The organism is Actinomadura viridis (genome assembly GCF_015751755.1).
GTDB lineage: Bacteria > Actinomycetota > Actinomycetes > Streptosporangiales > Streptosporangiaceae > Spirillospora > Spirillospora viridis.
Map to the genome: position 1 here is coordinate 4,195,703 of NZ_JADOUA010000001.1, position 21,922 is coordinate 4,217,624.

A 21,922-nucleotide genomic window follows, 5' to 3' on the forward strand; every position below is an offset into this window, starting at 1 on the left:
CCTTCCTGCGTGAGTCGACGCGTACGGCTTCAGGTGTGGGCGGGTTCGATGACTCCGAACCACCGTTGCAAGGCTGCCCGGAGTGTTTCGATCTCCGTGGGGTCGGGCCGGGGCGATGCGGATGCCCAGGCCACATAGCCGTCCGGCCGAAGGAGCAGGGCGGTGGGTGCGGGGATGTGGGAGCGCGCCGTGACGATGTCGACGTGGTCGTGCCGCAGGGCGGGTGTCGCTGCCAGCGATGCCTCTTCGGTCAGGTCGAGCAGCAGAGGGCGTGCGTTTCTGGTCAGCTCGGCCAGCCGGAGTGGTCCGGCCGGGGTGTGCAGGTCCATGTTCGGGGCGAACCGGCCGGTCAGCGGGTGCGCCTGGGGTTCGCCCATGTCGTAGCGGACGTCGGCGCCGGCGAGGAGGTCGGCGAGGCGCTGTACGGTGCTGTGGTCGCGGAGCAGTTCGGTGAACACCGCGCGCAGTCCGGTGACATCGCCGCCGGGGGCTATCAGGGCCGATTGCGCCTGCGCGTTCAGCACCATGCGCTGGGCGGCCGATCGCCGCTCGGTCTCGTAGCTGTCCAGCAGTCCGGGCGGGGCGCTTCCGCGGATCTCCGCGGCGAGTTTCCAGCCGAGGTTGACCGCGTCCTGCAGGCCGAGGTTGAGCCCTGGGCCGCCTCCCGTGGCGGCGTACACGTGCGCGGCGTCACCGATCAGGAACACCCGGCCGTCGGCGAACCGTTCGGCGATCCGGGTGTTGCCGCCGGTCAGCCGGCGCAGCACGTGCGGCCCCGCGCCGTCGGGCGGATCGAGCGGCACGTCGACGCCGAGTACGCGGCGGATGCTCGCCCGCAGTTCCTCCAGGCTCATGGGAGCGTCGGTCGCGGGCCTGTCCCACTCGGTGGTGCTGATCAGCGGCGGGTGGCCGGGCATCGGCGCGTAGGAGAACCCGCCGTGTTCGGTGCGGTGGGGCAGGAACGGAAGAACGGTGCCGTGGCCGGGCACGTTGAGCGCACCGGTCGCGGGATCGATCCATTGCGCCGGGACCGTCGCGTGCGCTGAGCAGACGGTCATCCGGTCGTAGGTGACGCCGGGGAAGGAGATGCCGGAGAGCTTGCGCGTGGTGCTGTGAGCTCCGTCCGCGCCGACGAGGTACCGGGCCCGCAACTGGTAGGCCTCTCCGGGGCCCGCGACGTCGATGGTCACCGCGTCGTCGTCCTGCGACAGGCCGACGACCTGGTGTCCCCGGCGGATCTCCACGCCCAGTTCGATGGCGCGCTCCTGCAGGACCTGCACGATGCGTCGCTGCGGCACCGGCAGGGCGTAGACGGGGCTGTCCTGCAGCAGGCTCAGGTCCAGGCCCATCGCGCCGAACATGAAGTAGGCGGAGTTCGGCCGCGGAGGGTGGGGGTCACCACTGAGTCGTTCGTGCAGTCCCCGGTGGTCGAGCATTCTCACGACCTGGCCGAGCAATCCGTTCGCCTTCGGTTCCTCGCTGGGTTCGATCAGCCGCTCCAGCACGACCGGCCGGGCCCCTGCCAGGCTCAGTTCGCAGGCGAGCATCAGCCCGTTGGGGCCACCGCCGGCGATGACGACATCTGTGATCACGCGTTCTCCTTGGTCGGCATGGAAAAAAGGGGACGGGACGGGTGGAGCGCTGAGGCGCACACTTGTGGGTGGTGCCGGTGCGGCTCGCTTCGGGCCGCGGACCCGGGCCGTGGTCAGCCGCGGTAGTACTCGGCGAGGGTGGTGAAGGCGGCCTTGGGTTCCCAGGGCATGTCGGGGTAGGTGGCTCCGAGCCGGTCCTCGTAGACCTTGACGATGCCGTAACTGGCCAGGTCCAGGTCGTCGCGGGGATCGCCGTCGGGCCGGTGCACATGGTCGTACAGGGCGAAGGTGAACACGAACGCGCCGTCGACGCCGCCGGCGTCGAATGCCTCCAGCAGCTCACGCACGTAGGCGGCCTGGCCGGGCTCGTCCCGGGCATGGTCGCCCTTCAGCCGGACGGGCCCGTCCTTGCCGTACTCGACGATCTCCAGAGCGAGAGCGCCCCGGTCGCCGGCGCCCTGGTAGCCGGCTGCGCCGAACTCGGTGATCGCGACCGGCTTTCCCTGCGCGACCAGGTCACGGACGCCGTCGGTGAAACGGTCGGCGATCTCGGCCGACCGGTAGAGATCCATGGACACGATGTCGAAGGGTGCCCAGTCGACCCGTTCGAACGGCACGGAGGCGTAGGTCACCTTGCCGTCGAAGCGCTCGCGGACCAGTTGAACGGCCTTGCCGAGGAATGCGTTGACACGTGCGCTGACCTCGCCGAGCTGCTCCCGCACGCGATCCGGCCGGCGCAGCAGCGCGACCCGCTCGTCGGTGCTGTCTCCGGGCAGGAACCCGGGATTCATCAGGCTCAGCTCGGCGCCGACGACGAACACGACCTCGGCTCCCCGCCGCCTCAGCCGCTCCGCGCGTTCGGCGCAGTCCGCGAACAGCGACAGCATCTCCTCGGCGGTCAGTTCGAGGGGGTAGGGGGAGAACCAGACCTCCAGCCCCAGATCGGCGGCGTGCGCCGCCGCGACCTCGATCCGTTCGGGGTCACCGCCCATGACGCGGACCGCGGTGCAGTGCAGGTCATCGCGGATGATACGCAGCTCGCGCTCGACCACGTCCGGGTCGAAGCGCTTGCGGGAGGTGGCTCCGTTCTTGACGAAGCCGGTGTCGTAGCTGATGCCCTTGGCCCTCATCGTCCTGGTTCCTTCCTGAGGGGGTGAGGCGGCCAGGCTAGGCATAAATTTGCGCGCACGCAAACTTGCGTGCACGCATGCAGAGTATGCTGGCACCGTGACGACGAGACGGTCGGGGCTGCGCGAGCAGAAGAAGCAGGCCACCCGAGAGGCACTGCGCGCGGCGGCCCTGCGGCTTGCCCTGGAGCGCGGACCGGACAACGTGCGCGTCGATGACATCGCCGAGGCCGCCGGCGTCTCACCGAGGACGTACAACAACTACTTCTCCAGCCGCGAACAGGCGATCGTCGCCGCCGTCACCAGCGAACGAGAGGCACGGGTCGCGGCGGCGGTGGCCGACCGGCCCGACGGCGTCGGCCTCGCCGACGCCGTCATCGGGGCCGTCGTGGATCAGTACACCGCCCCGGACGCACCCGGGCAGGAGGCGCTGCTGCTGATCACCACCCGTCCCGCGCTGCGCGACGCATTCGTCCACGCCACCACCGCGATCGAACGTCCCCTCACCGAAGCCATCGCCGAGCGTCTCGGCGATGGCGACCCGCACACCGCACGGGTGCTCGCGGCGAGCGTGGCCGCCGCAGTCCGCGTGGCGCTCGAGCAGTGGCTGCAGACGACCGTCTCGTCCTCCACGGCCGGCGGGCTCGTCGTGCCGTCCGGCTCGCTACCGGACCTCCTGCGCACCACGCTCGCACCCCTCACACCCGCGCTCGACGCCGCAGAGCAACGGGCACTCCGCCGCCGGCATCAGTGAACTCGCGCCTCACCTGGCCCGCCGGCCCCGCTGATCTCCACCCCACGCCCTGGAGCGAACGCGGTCAGGAGGACTCCCGCACCAGCGGCACCTGATCACCGTCAGCGTCGGGCTCGGCTGGAGACCTCAGCCATGGAACTCCGTATCAATCCAGGTCAGAGGCCACTTCGAGGGAAATTCCCTCCTTGCTACCGGACTCCCGGTTTGCGGCGCGACATGCGAGAAGTCGGCTGCGCGGCCGGGCGCGGCGCCCCGGTTACGATGCGCGAGAAAGATCAACGATCTTCGCGTGGCGTCGTCGTACCAGGGGGGGCGGTGTGATGCCCGAGAGCAGGCAACCGGTGTACGCACCCGCCCGCCCGCACGCCCCCGACCAACCCGGCCCGCCCGGCCGCCGCACCCGGCGCCTGGGCCGGCGCGGCTGGACGCTGGCGCTGGGCGCCGTGGCGGCCGCCTCGGTCACCGCCGCGGCCGGGGTGGCGGCGTGGACGGCCGGCGGCCCCAGCCACGCAGGGCACGCGGGGGATGCCGACGCCGCCAAGCGCGCGCGACCGGATGCCCGTACCGGCACCCAGGCGGACGCGCGGGCACGGGAGAGGGCGGGGACGGCCAATGTGCCGGTGGTCAACGGGCGCCGGCAGCCGGCGCGGGTGGGCGTGCCGCGCCAGGCCAGTGGCCGGTACGGCGTCGTCGCGGGCACGGCGCCGCCACCGCGCGGCAGGCGCGGCGAACTGGTGCGGTACGCGGTCGAGGTCGAACGCGGCCTGCCGTTCCAGGCGGAGGAGTTCGCCGCCGTGGTGCACGGTGTCCTCAACGATCCGCGCGGCTGGGGCCACGGGGGGACGCTGCGGTTCCAGCGGGTGAGCGGCGGCCCGGTGAGCTTCCGGGTGTCGCTGTCGAGCCCGGCGCTGACCGACCGCATGTGCCTGCCCCTGCACACCCACGGGCGGCTGTCGTGCCACAGCGGCGGACGCGCGGTCCTCAACGCGCGCCGCTGGGGTGAGGGCGCGCCGTCCTACCGCGGCGACCTGGCCGCCTACCGCGAGTACCTGGTCAACCACGAGGTCGGCCACGCACTCGGGCACGGGCACGACCGGTGCCCGGGGCGGGGGCTGAAGGCACCGGTCATGGTGCAGCAGACCAAGTCGCTGTACGGGTGCCGCGCCAACCCCTGGCCCTATCCGCCGGACTGAGCCGCCGCGGGCCCGGCCACGGTGACGAGGGCGCCGGCCCTACACTCGGGTGCACACCATGCGAACGATCACCCAGGCCGGCTCCCACGAGGTGGAGATCCGCAGATCCCGGTTCATCTGCACGCTGGCCCGCGCCCGCAGCGAGACCGAAGCGGTGGACTTCATCGCCCGGCACCGCCGCGCGCACCGCGACGCCACCCACAACTGCACCGCCTACGTGGTGGGCGAGCACGCCGAGATCACCAAGAGCAGCGACGACGGCGAACCCGCGGGAACGGCGGGGATCCCCATGCTGGAGGTCCTGGTCCGCCGCGGCCTGACCGACGTGGTCGCGGTGGTGACCCGCTACTTCGGCGGGGTGAAACTGGGCGCCGGGGGACTGGTACGCGCCTACGCGCAGGCGGTGGCCGAGACGATCGACACCGTCGGTGTCGTGGAACGGCGTCCCGTGGTCACCGTGACGGTACGGGTGGAGCACGCGCTGGCGGGCCGTTTCCTGGGTGACCTGCACGGCGCCGGGCACCAGCCCGCCGACGTCCGCTACGGCCAGGCCGTGGAGGCCGACGTCCCCGTACCGGTGCCCGAGGTGGAGGCGTTCGAGGCGTGGGCCGCGCAGGTGACGGCGGGCCGCGCCCGCACCGGCCGCGGCGCCACCGGCTACATCGAGGTCCCCCTCACCTGAACCCCCCGCCACGCGGGGTGCTCGGGTGTGCCGTTCAGGCGGGCTGGGCCAGTTCGGGACGGCAGTGCAGGCAGGGCCGGTACCCCTGGGACCGCGCGTCGGCCAGGGTCGCGAAGCCGTGCCGGTGCCCGGGGGTGATGCGCCGCGCGTCGGCGCAGGTGGGGAAGCACACCACTCCGGTGGTGTCACTGCCGAGGTAACGCACTCCCTGACGGGCGAACGCGGCGACCTGGTCCAGATCGACGTTCTCGGCGCGCAGCAGCCGTTCCTTGGCGGCCGCACCGAACACGTACTGCCCGAGCGTCCCGTCGGAACGGGTGACACGGTGGCAGGGGACCAGCAGCGGCACCGGGTTGCGGCCCAGCGCCGACCCGGCGGCGCGGACGGCCCTGGGGTTGCCGGCCCGCGCGGCGACCCAGGCGTAGGGGCGGGTCTGCCCGCGCGGGATGGTGGCCGCGGCGCGCAGCACCGCGGCCTCGAAGGCGCTGAGGCCGCGCAGGTCCAGGCGCAGCCCGCCGGGCCGTCCACCGCGCAGGGCCGGGATCAGCCCGGCGGGGGGACGCTCGGCCGGCAGCAGCGGGCGCGCGAACCGGCGGCGGAAGGCGTCGGTGAACGCGCGCTCGTCCATGCCCGCCCGCAGGAACGCCACGCCCTGGTCGGTGAATGCCACGCGCAGGTCCTCCAGGGGGCCGGGCACCAGGACGCGGCGGGCCACGATCCGCTCCAGCAGGGAGGGCGGGGCGTCGGCGGCCAGGGCGGCCAGGACCCCTTCGAGCCCGGTGTCCTCCAGCCCGGTGTTTTCGGGGCCGGTGTCCTCGAGCCCGGTGCCCTCGGGGCCGGTGTGTTCGAGTTCGGTGTCGTGGTGGGTCACGGGATGCCTCCTTCTTGCTCGCGGTGAGGCGGGGGAAGCGGCCGCCGGGAATGGAGCACGCGCAGCCGGGCCAGGCCCCGGGAGATGTGCGACTTGACGGTGCCCTCGGGCAGATCGAGCACGGCGGCGATCTCGGCGACCGGCAGGTCGGCGACATGGCGCAGCACCACCGCCGCACGCTGCAGGGGACCGAGCTCGGCCAGCAGCCCGGCCAGCTCGCGCCCGGTCTCGTGGCGTGCCGCCGCGGCCTCCACGTCCTGCCGGGGGTCGGCGGGATCGGGCGCCTCCTGCAACGGTTCGGACTGCGGGCGCCGCGCGGCCGAACGCAGCGAGTTACGCCACTGGTTCATCAGGATCGTCAGCAGCCAGGCCCGGGGCCGCAGCGCCGCCAGGCGTTCGGGGGAGTACCCGCACAGCGCCCGGTAGGCGCGCAGGAACGCCTCGGCCGACAGGTCCTCGGCCTCGGCCCACCGCCCGCACAACCGCAGCGCGGTGGAGAACACCGTGCCCCGGTAGGTGTCGTACAGGACCACGAACCCGGCGTCCAGGTCGTCGGCGAGCGCGGCCGCGACGGCCGCGGCCTCCTCACCGGCCCGGCCGCCGGTCACGATGTCGGGAACGTTCACCTCTGCGTCGTCGTACCCGGCCCGCCCGGGATCCTCAACGGACCCGGCGAGGCGGGCGGCGGCGCGGGAGCCGGTGGCACGGCCGCGCACGTGGTCGGTAACCGTCACACCCCCTCAACACCACCGCCCCCTCCCACGTTGCACCCCCGACCCACCCCATGCCGACGCGCACCCCGCCGCGGCCCCAGGGGGAGAGGGGGAAGGGGTCAGCCGAGCCAGCCCGGACGGATCATGCCCGTCTCATAGGCCAGCACCACCAGCTGAGCCCGGTCACGCGCCCCCAGCTTGGCCAGGATCCGGCTGACATGGGTCTTGGCGGTGGCGGGACTGAGCACCAGCCGCCCGGCGATCTCCTCGTTGGACAGGCCGGCCGCGACCAGCTCCAGCACCTCCCGCTCCCGGTCGGTGAGCGCGTTCAGCTCCACCGCCGGAGGCGGCGCCGAGATCCGCGCGGCGAATTCGGCGATCAGCCGCCGCGTCACCGTCGGCGCCAGCAGCGCGTCCCCGCGCGCCACCACCCGCACCCCGTGGATCAGCTCGGGCGGCTCGGTGTCCTTGACCAGGAACCCGCTGGCCCCCGCCTTGATCGCACCATAGACGTAGTCGTCCAGATCGAACGTCGTCAAGATCACCACCTTGACGTCCGACAACCGCGGATCGGTGACGATCCGGCGGGTGGCCTCCAGCCCGTCCAGCACCGGCATCCGGATGTCCATCAAGACCACGTGCGGGCGCAGCTCGGCCGCCAGCCGCACCGCCCGCTCACCATCGCCGGCCTCGGCGACGATCTCGATGTCGTCCTCGCCCTCCAGGATCGACCGGAACCCGGCCCGCACCAGCGTCTGGTCATCGGCCAGCACCACCCGGATCACGCGCCGTCTCCCGCCCGGTCCCGCATCGACCGCCGCACCCCTACCTCCGTCGTCTCACCCGCGTCCACAGCAGGCCCACCGCCCGCGGACCCCTCACCACCTGCGGCCCGTACCGCCGGCAGCCTGGCACGAACCCCGAACCCGCCACCGGGGGCGGGCCCCACGGTGACCTCACCACCGACCGCCGCGGCACGCTCACGCATCCCGCGCAGCCCGTTTCCACGCTCCAGGGCCCCCGGATCGGCCGGCCCCGTCCCGTCGTCGACGACCTCAACGATCACCGACCCGTCCGCGCACCGTACCGTGACCGTGACCGTTCCCGCGCCCGCATGCCGCACCACGTTGGTCAGCGCCTCCTGAACGATCCGGTAACCCGCCAGCGACGCCGGCGGCGCAACCAGCCCGGCCAGCTCCGCGTCGCCGACCTCCCCGCGACGGCGCACCACCAGCCCCGACGCACGCGTCCCCTCCAGCAGCGCCGACAACCCGGCCAGGGACGGAGCGGGACCCACCGGGCTGCCCGCCTCCGGCCCCTCATCGACCTGCCGCAGCACGCCCAGCACCCCGCGCAGCTCCCGCAGCGTCTCCTTGCTGGCCGCCTTGATCGCCTCCAGCGACGCGTACGCCTGTTCGGGATCGTCACGGCGATGCAGCGCCGCCCCCGCCTGCACGTTGATCAACGAGATCTGGTGGGCCAGGACGTCGTGCAGCTCCCGGGCGATGCGCAGCCGCTCCTCGGTGGCGCGGCGGCGCGCCTCCTGCTCACGGTCGCGTTCGGCCTCGGCCGCCCGCAACTCCGCCGCGCGCAGCTGCGCGCGCCGGCCCCGCACGTACTGGCCCATCGCCACCGTGACCAGCAGCAGGACGCTCAGTCCCGCCACGCTCTCGGCGTCCACCACCGCACTGGGATCCTCGGGCGCGGTCCCGTCGCCGCGCAGCACCCCCACGCCCACGAACCCGGCGTTGATCGCGATGACCGCCCACAGCGACACCGGCAGCCGGCACTCGACCGCTGCGTTGAACAACGCGATCAGGAACACGAACGCGATCGGGCCGTCGGGATAGCCCATCGGGTAATACAGCGGCGTGGCCACCGTGACCACCATCAGGACCAGCACCGGATACCGCCGCCGCACCACCAGGACCGCCGAGCTGAGCACGATCAACGCCACCCCGCCGGGCCACAGCGACCGGTCGCCGGGCTGGGCGGCGCCCGCCGACATCACCAGGGTCACGATGAGCGTGACGATCGCCACCGCCAGGTCACCGTTGCGGCCCCGCGGCCGGCTGATCGTGTGCACGCGACCACCGTAGTTCAGCCGCCGGGGGAGCAGCCCCCTGACTTTCGTCAGTACCGGCACCACCCACCCACTTGTAGCCTGGCCAGGGTGAACGGCCAGAACGACCCACGGCCCGGCGTCCTGCCCGCCGCACAAGGACCACGGACCATACGCGAGGTCCTGGCCCACCCCGCCTCCAGCCCGGCCGTCCTGGACGCGGCCCTGTGGGCGGCGGTGTCCCTCCCGGTGCTCCTGGGCATGATGCTGCCGCCCGCACCCTCCGAACCGGGATGGTGGGCCCAGGGCGCCGGGCTGGCGCTGATGGCCGCCGCGGTCGCCGCCGGCCGCGCCTGGCCCCTCGCCCCCCTCCTGACCACCACCGCGCTGATCGCCGTCCACGGCAACTTCGTCTTCGGGCTGCCGGTGATGGCCTACCTCACCGGACGCCGCATGGCCCGCGCACGCCCGGTGCTGTGGGCCTTCACCGCCGTCTTCGCCGTCGGAACCACACTCAACATCGTCCGCGGCATCGACGTCACCACCTGGTTCCCCCTGACCATCTGGCTGGTCCTGCTGGGCGTACTGCCCTGGCTGGTAGGCCGCTACTGGCGCCAGTACCAGGAACTGGTCCACGCCGGATGGGAACGCGCCGAACGCCTCGAACAGCAGCAGCGCATCGTCGCCGAACGCGAACGGCTGCGCGAACGCGCCCGCATCGCCCAGGACATGCACGACTCCCTGGGCCACGAACTCGCCCTCATCGCGGTACGGGCCGGCGCGCTGCAGGTCGCCCCCGGCCTGGACGAACGGCACCGCCGCGCCGCCGCCGAACTGCGCGCCGGCGCGGCCGAGGCCACCGAGCACCTCCGCGAGATCATCGGAGTCCTCCGCGAAGGCACCTGGTCCGCCACCGGCCCCGACTCCACCCCCGGCCCCGGCTTCGGCCTCGGCCACGCGGGCGAACCGGCGGCGCCTACCCGCCCGGTCCACGAGAGCATCACCGAACTGGTCGAACGCGCCCACGCCTCGGGCATCCCCGTCCGGCTTCTCACCGGCCCCGCCCAGGCCCCCGAAACCCAGGCCCCCGACACTTCGGCCCCCGAAACCCCAGAGCCCGGCACCCCGCACACGCCCGAACCCGAACCCGAACCCGCGCCGATGGTGACCCTGGCCGCGCACCGCGTCGTCCAGGAGGCACTCACCAACGCCACCAAGCACGCCCCCGGCGCCCCGATCACGGTACGCCTGACCCGCACCCCCGGCGGGCTCACCGTGTCGATCACCAACCGACCACCCCCCACCACCACCCCGCCACCCGCTCCCACCGCAGGCACCGGCGGCGGGCACGGACTGGCCGGCCTGGCCGAACGGGTACGCCTGGCCGGCGGCACCCTGCGCACCGGCCCCACCACCGACGGCGGCTTCCAGGTCCACGCCCACCTGCCCGACGTACCCCCCGGCACGCCACCCCCGCCCCCCACCACCGCACAACACCCCCCGACCGGCCCCACGCCACCACCACGGACACAGACCGAATCGGCGCGCAGGCTGGCACGCGAACGCCGCCAGGTCCGCAGGGGACTGGTCACCGCCATCGCCGTCCCCACCGGACTGGTGGCGGCCCTGTCGGCGGTCATGGTCGGCTACTACGCCTTCGTCACCCTGAACTCGGTCCTGCCCCCCTCCCAGTACGCCGCCCTGCGCCCGGGAACCGAACAGGCCACCGTGCAGCGAACACTGCCCCCCAAGGAACTGATCAGCGCCGAGACCCGCCGCAACGAATACCCCGAACCACCCGGCACCCGATGCCGCTACTACCGCGCCGACGCCAACATCCTGGGCCTGGGAACGGTCTACCGGCTCTGCTTCACCGGAGGGCGGCTGGCCCACAAGGACGCCCTGCGGCCACCACGGCCGACGCCCGAGTGAACCGCCCCCACCCGCCGCCGAACACCCCGACCGCCCACCACAGCGGCAGACGAGAAAAGGAAACCCCCACCGTGATCCGCGTCCTGCTCGCCGACGACGAAGCGATGATCCGCGCCGGGGTGCGGGCGATCCTGTCCGCCGACCCCGGCATCGAGGTCGTCGCCGAGGCCGGCGACGGGCGCCAGGCCATCGAGCAGGCCCTCGCGCACCGCCCCGACGTGGCCCTCCTGGACATCCGCATGCCCCACCTGGACGGCCTGGCCACCGCCGCCGAACTCGCCCGCGCCCTCCCCACCACCTCGGTGATCATGCTCACCACCTTCGGCGAGGACGACTACATCGCCCGCGCCCTCGCCGGCGGCGCCTCCGGATTCCTCCTCAAATCCGGCGACCCCCACGAACTCCTCGCCGGCGTCCACGCCGTCGCCGGCGGCGCCGCCTACCTCTCACCCAAGGTCGCCCACCGCGTCATCACCGAACTCGGCGGAGGCCGCATGTCCCACGGCACCGCCGCACGACGCCGCACCGACACCCTCACCCCACGCGAACGCCAAGTACTGGCCCTGGTCGGCGAGGGACTGTCCAACGCCGAGATCGCCCGACGCCTCCACGTCGTCGAAGGCACCGTCAAGGCCTACGTCAGCGCCATCCTCACCCGCCTCGACGTCAAGAACCGCGTACAGGCCGCCATCGTGGCCTACGAGGCCGGTCTGGTCCCCAAGACCTGACCCGCACCACCCGCCCGCACACCACACCCACCACCCACCACCCACCAACGGCCCCGTCAACGCGCGGACCCCGCCGCGGCACCATACGGCACCACGACGGGGTCCACCACACAACCGGCCCGATCACACGACCTGACCAGACGGCCCGATCACACGTTCAGACTCAGCCCCGCCGCGGCGGAACCGGCCCCGAACCCGCCATCACATCAGGAGAGGTCACCGCCGCCCCCGCCGCAGGCATCCCGCCCCCCACGGCGGGGGAGGGAGGACCCTCCACCACAGGCGGACGCCCCAGCAACACCGCACCGGCCCCCACACCACGAAGCGACGTCACCAGCACCGCCACCAACCGCACCGCCACCAGCGCCACCAGCGGCGCCACCACCACGCCGACCACGAAACCCGCCGCCACATCATGCGGGTAGTGCACGCCCACGAACACCCGCGAGAACGCCATCACCACCGCCAGCGGCAGCACCAGCGGCGCCATCGCCCGCCACGTCACCACGATCGCCGCCGCCGACGCCGCCGCGATCGTCGCGTGATTGCTCGGGAACGACCAGTCACCCACCGACGGGCACTCGGCGATGTTCAACGCCCCAGCCACCGCCCGGCACGGCCGCTCCTCCCGCAGGAACGACTTGGACACCTCACTGACCAGGTACGCCGCCACCACCGCGACCGGCGCCAGCAACGCCAGACCCATCTCCCGAGAGTCCCGCACGCGCGCACGCCACCAGCCCGCCACGAACAGCGCGGCGAACAGCAGCAGTCCCGCGTCCGTCCCGATCTCCGCCACCGAATGCACCCACGCAGGCGTCCCGTGGGCGAACTCGGTGACCGCGCGATACCAATCGGCGCTGAACCCTGGCGCTTGCATGCTCTCCCTCACGCTCGAGACGGCCCGTACACGAGATGAGATCCCGCGCCGGACCGTCTTTGTTCACTGCACGTTCACGAATGTGTAGAGAATGTCACGTTCCCCCCGCTCACCGCTGGGACATTCGCACAGTCACCACCCCATTTTCGACCGCGCCACCCGCGTCCCCGGCGCCCTCCCCGGCACCCTCCCCGCAAGCGCCCGCCCGGCCCCGCCGCCGACGCCGCACCACCCACCGCGCCACCTCCACCACCACCGTCAGCGACACCGCCAGACCGATCCCCATCACCACACCCTTGACCGGATCGTCCTCGAACGCCGACCCGCCCACGAAACCCAGCAACCCCCCGTACAACGCCCACGTCACCGCCGCCACCAACGCGAACAGCGAGAACGACCGCAGCCGGTACCCGACCGCCCCCATCGTGAACGTCACCGCAGTACGCCCACCCGGCAGGTACCGCGCCACCACCAGGATCAGACCGCCCCGCTCCGCCAGCACCCCCCGCGCCCACACCAGCCCGCCGAGCCACCGAGACCCCGGCCTCAACCGCCCCACCAACCGGCCACCCGACCCACGTCCCAGCAGATACGACACGTGATCACCCACGAACGCCCCCACCGCGGCCACCACGATCACCAGCCACAACTCCGGCTCACCCGTCGCCGCGTACACCCCACCAGTGATCAACATGCTCTCGCTCGGCACCACCGGGAAGAACCCGTCGACCACCGCCACGACCAGCAACGCCACGTAGAACCACGGCGACGTCACCGCCGCATGCAACACATCCGCCAAAACGTCCATGCCACGACGCTAGAAAACGACCACCCCACCCGGCATCGCACGATCGGCCCCCACCACCCCTGACTTCCGACAGGGGCCACCCCGCCTCATGCGAACGAAGTACCACCGGATCCTCACCCCGGAGGACGACTCCCCACCCCCCGCCGCGCCATCCTGGAACCACCAGCACACACGGGGAGCGACCATGGAACCACAACCCGCGACGACACCCCTGCGCGCCTCCGACAGCGACCGCGACGCCACCATCGAACGACTCGGCGACGCCCTGGCCGAAGGCGCCCTCGACACCACCGAATACGACATCCGCCTCCAGCAGGCCACCACCGCCACCACCCTCGCCCAGCTGCACCCCCTCACCGCCGACCTGCCCGCCTCCCAGGCCACCCTCGCCAAAGAAGACGCCGCCCGCAAAGCAGCCCAGCACCACGCCGACAAACGCGCCTGGCTCAACGAATGGAGCTACTGGACCGGCGGCGCCGCCATCATGACCGCCATCTGGGCCGTCAACTCCCTACGCGAGGGGGAGTGGAGCTTCTATTGGCCCCTGGCCCCGCTCGGCATCTGGGCCGCGATCCTGGTGTCCTACGCCATCTGGCCCGAACGCGACCGCACCGACCACCCCACCCGCCACTGAACACCGCGCCCACCCGACCCACCGCAGCCCCGGAGCACAGCGCAGCCCCGGAGCACAGCGCCGAAACCGGTTCGCCACCACCGGCGCAGCCCCGCCATACTCATCCACTTGTGGGAACACTGCACATCTTCGACATGGACGGCACCCTCCTCACCGGAAGCACCGCCAACCTGGAAGTCGCCCGCCACCTGGGCACCCTCCCCGAACTCCACACCCTCGAAGCCCGCTTCTCCACCGGAGAACTCGACACCCGCGCCTTCTCCGCCGAGATCCACCGGCTCTGGAACGACCTCACCACCGAGATCGTCGCCGCCGCCTACGCCGCCGGTCCCTGGCTCAAAGGCATCCCCGACGTCTGCGCCGACATCCGCGCCCGCGGCGAACACTGCGCCGTCATCACCATGTCACCGGACTTCTTCGCCCACCACCTGCTCGACCTCGGCTTCGACCAGGTCATCGCCTCCCGCTTCCCCCCGCTGCCCTTCACCGCCCCACTCGACCCCGCCGGCATCCTCACCCCCGCCGACAAGGTCCGCATCACCGAAGAACTCCGAACCCGGCACGACCTCCCACGCCACCGCGTCCTCGCCTACGGCGACTCCATGTCCGACGCGCCCCTCTTCCGCCACCTGACCAACACCGTCGCCATCAACGCCGACCACCACCTCGCCGACATCGCCGCCCTCGACTACCGCGGCGACGACCTCACCGAGGCCTACCGGCTCGCCCGCACCCTCCTCTGACACCGGGCACCTCTGACACCGGGCACCTTCGGCGCCTGCGACACCGGGCACCGACCAGGCGCCGACCGGACACCCACCGCCCGGCCACGCCATGATGGACCTCCGACCTCACCCGGAGACGCCACATGCCCCCCACCACACCCCGGCCACCCGACGCGACCGCCACCGCCCCACGCGCCCCCTACCTGCCCTGGCTCGCCGTCACCGCCATCGCCTACGGCCTCACCCACCACATCGGCTTCGGACTGGCCTGGCTCGGCACCATCGGCGACACCCGCTGGGCCGACTGGGCCGACCTCATCACCCCCTACGCCGTCCTCCTGCCCGCCGCGGCCGCCCTCCGCGCCGGAAAAGCGTCCCCCCGCACCTGGATCCTCTACCTCGCCGGCGCCATCACCTATGTCGAAGGCCACGGGATCCACCTGGCCGCCAACTCCGTCGCCAACGTCGAACCCAGCGGCGTCGCCCACCTCTGGGACGAGTACATCGGCCACTACCTCTGGTACGGCGGCCTCACCCTCGTCATCACCGCCCTCGCCCTCACCCTGGCCCGCCGCCCCCCGGTCCACGGCCCCATCCCGGCCCTGTTGGCCCTCATCACCGGGATCACCTTCACCACCAACGCCCTGGAAGGCCAGACCGCCGCCGTCTCCATCGCCATCACCGCCGCGTTCACCGCCTGGGGCTGGACCACCCGCCACCACCTCGGCCGCCTGCTGATCATCGCCTTCGCCCCCGCACTGATCATGCTGATCGTGTACGGCATCTGGCACCGGGGCTTCCCCGAACCCACCGAACTCGGCTGGATCTGACCCCCCGCCCGGCCCGCTACTCCCGCCCCAGCAGCGGATGCACCCGCATCGCCGCCTCCAGCTCACCGGGCAGCTCGTCCCGGTAACGCCCCAGCGTCGACAGATCCGAGTGCCCCAGCACCCGCCGCACCGCGTCCATGTCCGTCGCCGCCGCCAGCAGATGCGTCGCCGTCGTATGCCGCAGACCGTGCGGCGTCACGCTCCGCCGCCGCTCCGGCTCCACCCGAGCCAGAACCCGGTCGATCACACCCTGCACATCGCCCCGCGCCAACCGGCGCCCACGCCATGACAGCAGCAACGCCTTCGGCTCGCGCCCCCGGTCCAGCACCGGCCGCCCATCGGCCAGGTACGCGTCCAGCACCACGGCGACCGCCCGGGGGAGAGGCACATCCCTGGTCCGCCCGCCCTTATCGAAGATCCGCCAGTACCGCGTCCCGTCGTTGACGAAGAAGTCCTCGGTGTTGGCCCGCGTCAGCTCCGACACCCGCGGCCCCACCGCCGCCAGCAGCAACACCACCAGCGCGTCCCGCAACTCCGTACGCTGATCGGCCCGCCGCCCCGGATCGGCCGGCGCCTCCACCAGCCCCCGCGCCGCCCCCAGCAACCCGTCGGCCTGCTCGACGGTCAGCGCCCGCCGCTCCGCCCGCAGCCCGCCCCGCTGCTTCGGCTTGAGCGTCACCGCCCGCATCGGATTGAGCTGCACCCACCCCGTGATCGCCGCGTACCGGAAGAACGCCGACAACGACCTGCGGAAACGCGACTGCGACGAGGGACTCTGCCGGGGCGCCGACGCCGGGCCCGCGGGGGAGGGGGACCTGCGCCGCCCGTCGGGTTTGGCGGCGAACTTCAGCAGCACCTCGTCCACGTCCGCCCCGCTCAGGTCGTCCAGCACCCGATCGGGACCGGCCAGCTCGGCGAAGGTGTGCACATCGCGCGTGTACACCTCGGCCGTACCGGGCGCCAACGCGCCGGTGGCCGTCTTGGCTCGGACCATCTGGGCATAACGATCGGCGGCCTCGCCGACGGTGAGGCGCTGGACATCGGTGGGACGCACCTGCGGGACGTTACCGGTCTCCTCTGACAGAAACCGCCGAACACGATCAGTGACTCTCCGTGATCACTGCCGCGCTTCGCATGAGGTGTGGGGGAGAGGGGCGATGAATTCGCGCTCACGGCGAAGTCAACCAGGGGAGTGCTCATCAGGAAGGATCTCCAGCATGGAATGGACTCTGGAAGTGGTGCCGGTCCCGGTCGCGGATGTGGAGCGTGCGAAGCGTTTCTACGGCGAGCAGGTCGGTTTCGCCGTCGACCACGACACCCGGGTCGACGAGAACGTGCGGATCGTCCAGCTCACCCCGCCGGGCTCGAACTGCTCGATCGTCATCGGCATGGCGGAGATGGAACCGGGATCGCTGAAAGGCCTCCAGCTGGTCGTCCCGGACATCGAGCGGGCCCGGGCCCAGCTGCTGGAACGCGGCGTGGAGGCCGGCAAGGTGCAGCACTACGAGGGCGCCGAACTGGTCGACGGCCCGGGTGGGGCCTGGAACAACTTCGTCCGTTTCAGCGACCCGGACGGCAACCAATGGGTGCTCCAGGAACGGCCCGCCGGCCGCTGACCGGCTGAAGTGAAGAAGATGCGATACCGGACAGAATCCAGCTTCTGTCCGGTATCGCATCTTTTCGCACGTCAAGACCACTTTGTCCGTTCGCATTTCGCGGTCCACCCGGCTCGAGCGGCGCCACGGGTGATCGACAGGACGGCCCCAGCAATCATTCGCAGGGCGTCGCGGAGCCATTCGGCACCACGCCGGAGGGGCCCATAAGGCGAACAGCCAGGACGGCCTGGAGTACCGGCAAACCGCCCAGCGGCCTGGCCATCACCAGTGAACGGAGCTGCGTTCGCCGGCGCCGGGCGAGCCGGACGCCGATCACGGCACCAGACGACACGGCGATGCGCCAGATCTTGCGGCGGAGGCACCTCGGGAGCCTCGGGCGGCATCATCCACCTGGCGCAGTCGAGTCCATGGCGTGGATCGGCAGTGAATCGCGGTGGACGGCTCCGTTCGGCCTGAGCACGCCAGCGTCCTGCCCGTACGGGGCGACGCCGTGAAGTCCGCTGCGGCACACCGGCCATCGCATTCGCTCGCCAGCGCGGGTGCGGACGCGATGAACGCGGCGCACCGTTCGGCGGTCACGCTTCACCGTTGTCCGCAGCCGCTCCAACCCTCTCGCCAGGCTCTTCATCGTTGGTCGATAATGAACATTATGTTAAGTAGAGCGGAGCGGGCCCCTCCCCGCGCCTGCCGGTGGCAGGCGCCGGACGCTCCGAACGCCGCCTGGCAGGTCGGTGCCCGGGCGGCCGGTGAGCGGGTAGATGTACATGACCGTCCGGCCCGCGCCGAGCGCGCCGAGGTGGATGGTCGCGCCGCCGGTGTCCTGGAGTTCCAGGTGCGACATCCGCGTGCCGGGCAGGTGAGCCGCCGCGCCGTCGTCCTCCGGTACGGGCAAGTCGGCGGGCAGGCTCGTGTGGTCGGCCATCAGGTCCTCCCCTTTGCCCGGCTTTGTCGGCCGGTGATGGTGATCTTGCTCTAAAGAAGCCCCATGTAATTACTTACGGTAGTGACCTTGGTCCTCTCCCCCATCGATGCGCTCACGTTGGTCTCCGGGCCGCCGGCTCGAGGGCCGCCGGATGAGGCGCGAAAACGGGTGGTGGACGGTCGTAGAGGATGAGCATGCTGTCGGTCATGGAGGGACTGGAGCCGGCCGGCACGTTGCACGGGCAGTTGCAGCGCGGGCGCGGGCTGGGGGCGCGGCGGGCGTTGTCCGAGCCCGGTGCCGGTGAGCTGGTCTACGACTGCATCCGCCGTGATCCTCGTACCGACCATCAGACCGAGGCGCGAGCGTGGTATCTGACCCGGCTGGCGGTCGACCTGGAGTTGCCGGTGGGGCCGATCGCGGAGCATCTGCTCGCCCCGGTGGACGCCGCCGAGGACGACGAGTGGCGCGTCGGCCTGGGGATCGACGTGCTGGTCGGCATGGTCGGGTACGGGCGCGGTGATGCGCTGGGGCCGCTGCGCCGGTACGTGGCCGAGGGGCGGTATTGGAGGTGGGCGCTCGAGGCGATGTGGGAGTCGGGCGGGCCGGATCTGTGCCGGGGCCTGGAGCAGGTGGTGCTGGCGCGTGCGGACGATGGCGAGCTGCGGGACGCGGTGGAGCCGGGTTGGGGTCCGTGGGCTGCCTGGAGTTCCACGCAGCCGAGAATCCGCGCCGCTCTGCGGTCTTGTGGTGAAGGCCGGGTCTCCCCCGCCGGATCGCCGCGGGTGGATGTCCGGGCCGTGACCGATGCGCGGCTGGTGGCCCTGGTGCGGAGGTCGTATGGGCCGGCGTTGGTGGAGTTGGGTCGCAGGGGTGACTCGTCGGTGTTCGATCTGGCCGAGGACCGCAGCGTCCGGACCGCTCATGGCAGCCTTCCGTGGTTGGCGCGGGCGCTGCGGGAGTTGGGAGCGGCGGCGGTGCCTCGGGCGAGGGTCTGGGTCGCCGGTGATGACCAGCTGCTGGCCGAGCACGGTGTCGAGGTGCTGGCCGAGCACGGTGACCGCGGTGATGTTCCGGTTCTGATGGAGGCCCTTACCGGTGCGGTGCGGGCTGGTGAGTGGTGCGGGACGGAGGCGCCTGCTCGGGGTCTGGGCCGGTTGGGGGTGGCCGAGGCCGCGCCGGTGCTGCGGGATCTGTGGGCCTCTGTCCCCCACTCCTATGCCCGGGCCGACATTCTCGTCGGGTTGCGTGGAGTCGTGCCACGGGAGGCCGGCGGGTACGTCGGCGAGGCTTTCGGGGACTGTGAGCCGAGGGTCCGGCTCCTGGCGTGTGGCACTGCCTCCGGTGCGGAGGCGGCGGCACGGCTCCGTGCCCGGCGTGATGATCCGTTGGAGGAGGACGAGGTGCGCGCGGCCGCGTCGGAGCGGCTGTCCACGGATCTTGGGGAGTAGGTCCTCGGCGTGTATGCCCCAGCGTTGTTTGCTGCGGTGTTCGCCTGGACGGCGGTCCGTGCGCGGGGACTTGTTGCGTGGATGCGGGCGTGGGTGCGGTTGCGGGTGGCGTGGGTGTAGGTGCTGTGGTCGGCGGGTGCCGGCCTCTCCCCCGCCGTGGCGTGGTCGTGTTGTGGCGTCGGTGGTGTCCTCGACCGTGATTTCGGGTGGATGCGGCAGTGTCTGGTGTACATCGCGGGATGTAGGGATCTTGGGGTGCTTACGCGAAAGGTGTAGTGCGGGTCCATGCTCGGGCCCGATTCGCCGGTGGGGGTGATGGCCCGAGGATCGGGTGGACCGATCGAGGGCTGAGGGTGAGTGATGGACGACCCGTTGATGCTGGCGCGGGTGCAGTTCGCGTTGACCGCCGGTACGCACTTCCTGTTCGTCGCGTTGACGTTGGGGCTGGCGACGCTGGTGGCGTTGACGCAGACGCGCGCGACGTTGAGCGGCAGTGCGGTGCATGCGCGGATGACGCGGTTCTGGGGCCAGCTGTATGTGATCAATTACGCGGTGGGGATCGTGACCGGGCTGGTGATGGAGTTCCAGTTCGGGATGAACTGGGGTGGCATGTCCACCCTGGTGGGTGAGGTGTTCGGGGCTCCGCTGGCGATGGAGACGGTGGTGGCCTTCTTCGTGGAGTCCACGTTCCTGGGCCTGTGGATCTTCGGGTGGGATCGGCTGAACCGGTGGGTGCATCTGGGGCTGATCTGGGTGGTGACGCTGACGGCGTACATGTCGGCGTATTTCATCCTGGTGGCGAACGGGTGGCTGCAGCGTCCGGTGGGTTACGAGATGCGTGACGGGGTGGCGCATCTGACCGATCTGGGGGCGTTGCTGAGCAATCCGACGGCGGTGCTGGCGTTCTTCCACGTGCTGTTCGGGGGTCTGCTGACGGCCGGGTTCTTCATGGCCGGGGTGAGCGCGTTCCATCTGTTCCGGCGTACCGAGGAGGTGGAGTTCTTCCGGCGGTCGATCCGGATCGGGCTGGCGACGGTGGTGGTGTCGATCTTCCCGGTGGTGGTCTTCGGCGGGGTGCAGTTCGCCTACATCCAGCCGACCAAGCAGCCGGGGTCGGAGCGGGCGCTGGCGGCGGAGGCCGAGTTCGTCGCGCGGTTCGGGCCGGGTGACTATCAGGCGCCGGGTCTGGCGGCGGCGGGCGAAGTGATCATGATGTTCTCGTGGGCGCTGATGTTCCTGCTGGCGGTGGTGGCGTTGCTGAAGCTGCCGTTCGGGCGGTGGCTGGTGCGGGGCCGGATCTTCCACATGGTGCTGATGGCGGCGGTTCCGCTGCCGTATCTGGCGATGCTGGGCGGCTGGGTGTTCCGCGAGGTGGGGCGGCAGCCGTGGGTGGTGTACGGGGTGCTGACGACGCGTGACGCGCTGTCGAAGGTGGATCCCGCGCTGATCACAGTGTCGTTCGTGGTGTTCACGGGGTTGTTCGCGGTGCTGGCGGTGGTGAACGGCTGGTTGCTGCTGCGGTTCGCGCGGCGGGGGCCGGCGGCGGTTCAGCTGGGCGCGGCCCCGTCCGATGCGGTCCCGGGGGCGGCTTCGTCCGCGCTGACCCCCACGTTCTGAGTTCGAGGGGAGCTTGGGGATGGAAATGCTGGCTGTGGCGATGATGGCGGTGTTCACCGCCGGTTACCTGGTGCTGGCCGGTGCCGATATCGGGGTGGGGATGCTGCTGCCTGTGCTGGGGCGGGGGCAGCGTGAGCGGCGGGTGGTGATCGCGTCGTTCGCGCCGTTCTTCCTGGCTCATGAGGTGTGGCTGGTGGCGCTGGCCGGGATCACCGCCGGGGCGTTCCCGGGGTTGGAGCACCGGTTGCTGGAGGGCCTGTTCCCGTTGTTCGCGGTGCTGCTGGTGGCGTGGGTGGTGCGGGACATGGGGTTGTGGCTGCGGGGGCGTTTGGAGGCGGCGGCGTGGCGTGGTGGTTGTGACGTGGCGGTGGTGGCGGGCAGCTGGGGGCTGGCGCTGGCGTGGGGGTCGTTGCTGGGCACGATCGTGGTGGCCGGTGGCGGTTCGGAGTCGGGGCTGAACGCGGGCAGTGTCCTGGGGTTGCCGCTGGCGGCGTTGTTCGCGGTGCACGGTGCCGGTTTCGCGCGGTTGCGGTCGGCGGGTGCGGTGCTGGAGCGGGCGCGGCGGGTGCCGGGGCGGTTCGAGGTGTCGGCGGTGGCGCTGGTGGCGGTGGCGCTGGTGGCCGGGTGGCGGTTGCCGTGGTCGCAGGTGGCTTCGTCGGGGACGGGGTTGGCGGCGACGGCGGTGATGACGGCGGTGCTGCTGCCGTTGCTGCTGGCCGCGCAGGCGCTGGTGTGGCGGACGTTCTGGGGGCGTGTGGATTCGCCCTCCTACTTGTGACCGGGGGCGG

Annotated in this window: 22 protein-coding genes; 12 read left to right on the plus strand and 10 right to left on the minus strand. The window is 71.8% G+C overall.

The annotated features are described in order from the left end of the window. Positions 1-29 precede the first annotated feature (29 nt). Together IW256_RS19045 and IW256_RS19050 are read right to left on the minus strand one after the other, a co-directional pair. Positions 30-1,592: an FAD-dependent oxidoreductase gene (locus IW256_RS19045; protein WP_307828954.1), complete on the minus strand. Its 1,563-nt coding sequence runs from the start codon at positions 1,590-1,592 to the stop codon at positions 30-32. 113 nt (positions 1,593-1,705) lie between these two features. Then, on the minus strand, positions 1,706-2,722 hold the full coding sequence (locus IW256_RS19050; protein WP_231403846.1) for a hypothetical protein: 1,017 nt from the start codon (positions 2,720-2,722) through the stop codon (positions 1,706-1,708). Between the two features lie 97 nt (positions 2,723-2,819). Between IW256_RS19050 and IW256_RS19055 the strand changes: the two genes are divergently transcribed. The 3 genes from IW256_RS19055 to IW256_RS19065 all read left to right on the plus strand — a co-directional run bounded on the left by IW256_RS19055 (position 2,820) and on the right by IW256_RS19065 (position 5,348). Next, entirely contained in the window at positions 2,820-3,473 is a 654-nt protein-coding gene (locus tag IW256_RS19055; protein WP_307828955.1) for a TetR/AcrR family transcriptional regulator, read from the plus strand. A gap of 320 nt (positions 3,474-3,793) precedes the next feature. After that, positions 3,794-4,666 carry a DUF3152 domain-containing protein gene (locus IW256_RS19060; RefSeq protein ID WP_197012273.1) on the plus strand — a complete coding sequence of 291 codons (873 nt, stop codon included), beginning with the start codon at positions 3,794-3,796 and terminating at the stop codon, positions 4,664-4,666. A gap of 58 nt (positions 4,667-4,724) precedes the next feature. After that, complete coding sequence (locus tag IW256_RS19065; protein ID WP_197012274.1) at positions 4,725-5,348, plus strand: YigZ family protein; 624 nt, start codon at positions 4,725-4,727, stop codon at positions 5,346-5,348. 34 nt (positions 5,349-5,382) lie between these two features. Here IW256_RS19065 and IW256_RS19070 read toward each other — a convergent pair whose 3' ends face one another. The 4 genes from IW256_RS19070 to IW256_RS19085 all read right to left on the minus strand — a co-directional run bounded on the left by IW256_RS19070 (position 5,383) and on the right by IW256_RS19085 (position 9,018). Continuing rightward, the gene (locus IW256_RS19070) at positions 5,383-6,219 is read right to left on the minus strand and encodes a methylated-DNA--[protein]-cysteine S-methyltransferase (protein WP_307828956.1); all 837 of its coding nucleotides are present in this window, start codon (positions 6,217-6,219) and stop codon (positions 5,383-5,385) included. After that, positions 6,216-6,953, minus strand: a complete 738-nt coding sequence (locus tag IW256_RS19075; RefSeq protein WP_307828957.1) for an RNA polymerase sigma factor — start codon at positions 6,951-6,953, stop codon at positions 6,216-6,218. The genes IW256_RS19070 and IW256_RS19075 overlap by 4 nt, the downstream gene beginning before the upstream one ends. 98 nt (positions 6,954-7,051) lie before the next feature. Beyond that, positions 7,052-7,717 (minus strand): response regulator, encoded by a 666-nt coding sequence (locus IW256_RS19080; RefSeq protein WP_197012275.1) that lies wholly within the window; start codon positions 7,715-7,717, stop codon positions 7,052-7,054. Then, the gene (locus tag IW256_RS19085; RefSeq protein ID WP_307828958.1) at positions 7,714-9,018 is read right to left on the minus strand and encodes a sensor histidine kinase; all 1,305 of its coding nucleotides are present in this window, start codon (positions 9,016-9,018) and stop codon (positions 7,714-7,716) included. The genes IW256_RS19080 and IW256_RS19085 overlap by 4 nt, the downstream gene beginning before the upstream one ends. A gap of 87 nt (positions 9,019-9,105) precedes the next feature. Here IW256_RS19085 and IW256_RS19090 point away from each other — a divergent pair, with 87 nt between their 5' ends. Together IW256_RS19090 and IW256_RS19095 are read left to right on the plus strand one after the other, a co-directional pair. Next, positions 9,106-10,926, plus strand: coding sequence for a sensor histidine kinase (locus tag IW256_RS19090; RefSeq protein ID WP_307828959.1), 1,821 nt, complete (start codon positions 9,106-9,108; stop codon positions 10,924-10,926). A gap of 71 nt (positions 10,927-10,997) precedes the next feature. Beyond that, positions 10,998-11,654 (plus strand): response regulator, encoded by a 657-nt coding sequence (locus IW256_RS19095; RefSeq protein WP_197012276.1) that lies wholly within the window; start codon positions 10,998-11,000, stop codon positions 11,652-11,654. 163 nt (positions 11,655-11,817) lie between these two features. Here IW256_RS19095 and IW256_RS19100 read toward each other — a convergent pair whose 3' ends face one another. Then, positions 11,818-12,534: a phosphatase PAP2 family protein gene (locus tag IW256_RS19100; protein WP_197012277.1), complete on the minus strand. Its 717-nt coding sequence runs from the start codon at positions 12,532-12,534 to the stop codon at positions 11,818-11,820. A 109-nt stretch (positions 12,535-12,643) separates the two neighbouring features. Then, on the minus strand, positions 12,644-13,342 hold the full coding sequence (locus IW256_RS42280; RefSeq protein WP_197012278.1) for a DedA family protein: 699 nt from the start codon (positions 13,340-13,342) through the stop codon (positions 12,644-12,646). Positions 13,343-13,526: 184 nt separating this feature from the next. Here IW256_RS42280 and IW256_RS19110 point away from each other — a divergent pair, with 184 nt between their 5' ends. The 3 genes from IW256_RS19110 (at position 13,527) to IW256_RS19120 (ending at position 15,531) form a co-directional block, all read left to right on the plus strand. Next, positions 13,527-13,976, plus strand: a complete 450-nt coding sequence (locus IW256_RS19110; RefSeq protein WP_197012279.1) for a DUF1707 SHOCT-like domain-containing protein — start codon at positions 13,527-13,529, stop codon at positions 13,974-13,976. 110 nt (positions 13,977-14,086) lie between these two features. After that, positions 14,087-14,719, plus strand: a complete 633-nt coding sequence (locus IW256_RS19115) for an HAD family hydrolase (protein ID WP_197012280.1) — start codon at positions 14,087-14,089, stop codon at positions 14,717-14,719. 125 nt (positions 14,720-14,844) lie between these two features. Beyond that, positions 14,845-15,531 carry a hypothetical protein gene (locus IW256_RS19120; protein WP_197012281.1) on the plus strand — a complete coding sequence of 229 codons (687 nt, stop codon included), beginning with the start codon at positions 14,845-14,847 and terminating at the stop codon, positions 15,529-15,531. Between the two features lie 16 nt (positions 15,532-15,547). Here IW256_RS19120 and IW256_RS19125 read toward each other — a convergent pair whose 3' ends face one another. After that, the gene (locus IW256_RS19125) at positions 15,548-16,585 is read right to left on the minus strand and encodes a tyrosine-type recombinase/integrase (protein ID WP_197012282.1); all 1,038 of its coding nucleotides are present in this window, start codon (positions 16,583-16,585) and stop codon (positions 15,548-15,550) included. Between the two features lie 163 nt (positions 16,586-16,748). On the opposite strand from IW256_RS19125, the gene IW256_RS19130 reads away from it, so the two are divergent. After that, the gene (locus IW256_RS19130) at positions 16,749-17,147 is read left to right on the plus strand and encodes a VOC family protein (RefSeq protein WP_197012283.1); all 399 of its coding nucleotides are present in this window, start codon (positions 16,749-16,751) and stop codon (positions 17,145-17,147) included. Positions 17,148-17,799: 652 nt separating this feature from the next. On the opposite strand, the gene IW256_RS19135 is transcribed toward IW256_RS19130, so the two are convergent. Beyond that, complete coding sequence (locus IW256_RS19135) at positions 17,800-18,069, minus strand: hypothetical protein (RefSeq protein WP_197012284.1); 270 nt, start codon at positions 18,067-18,069, stop codon at positions 17,800-17,802. 188 nt (positions 18,070-18,257) lie between these two features. Between IW256_RS19135 and IW256_RS19140 the strand changes: the two genes are divergently transcribed. The 3 genes from IW256_RS19140 (at position 18,258) to IW256_RS19150 (ending at position 21,912) form a co-directional block, all read left to right on the plus strand. Further along, a complete protein-coding gene (locus IW256_RS19140; RefSeq protein WP_197012285.1) occupies positions 18,258-19,517 on the plus strand; it encodes a hypothetical protein in 1,260 nt (419 codons plus the stop codon). A 360-nt stretch (positions 19,518-19,877) separates the two neighbouring features. Next, entirely contained in the window at positions 19,878-21,134 is a 1,257-nt protein-coding gene (locus IW256_RS19145; RefSeq protein ID WP_197016410.1) for a cytochrome ubiquinol oxidase subunit I, read from the plus strand. Between the two features lie 19 nt (positions 21,135-21,153). Further along, on the plus strand, positions 21,154-21,912 hold the full coding sequence (locus IW256_RS19150) for a cytochrome d ubiquinol oxidase subunit II (RefSeq protein WP_231403847.1): 759 nt from the start codon (positions 21,154-21,156) through the stop codon (positions 21,910-21,912). Positions 21,913-21,922 lie beyond the last annotated feature (10 nt).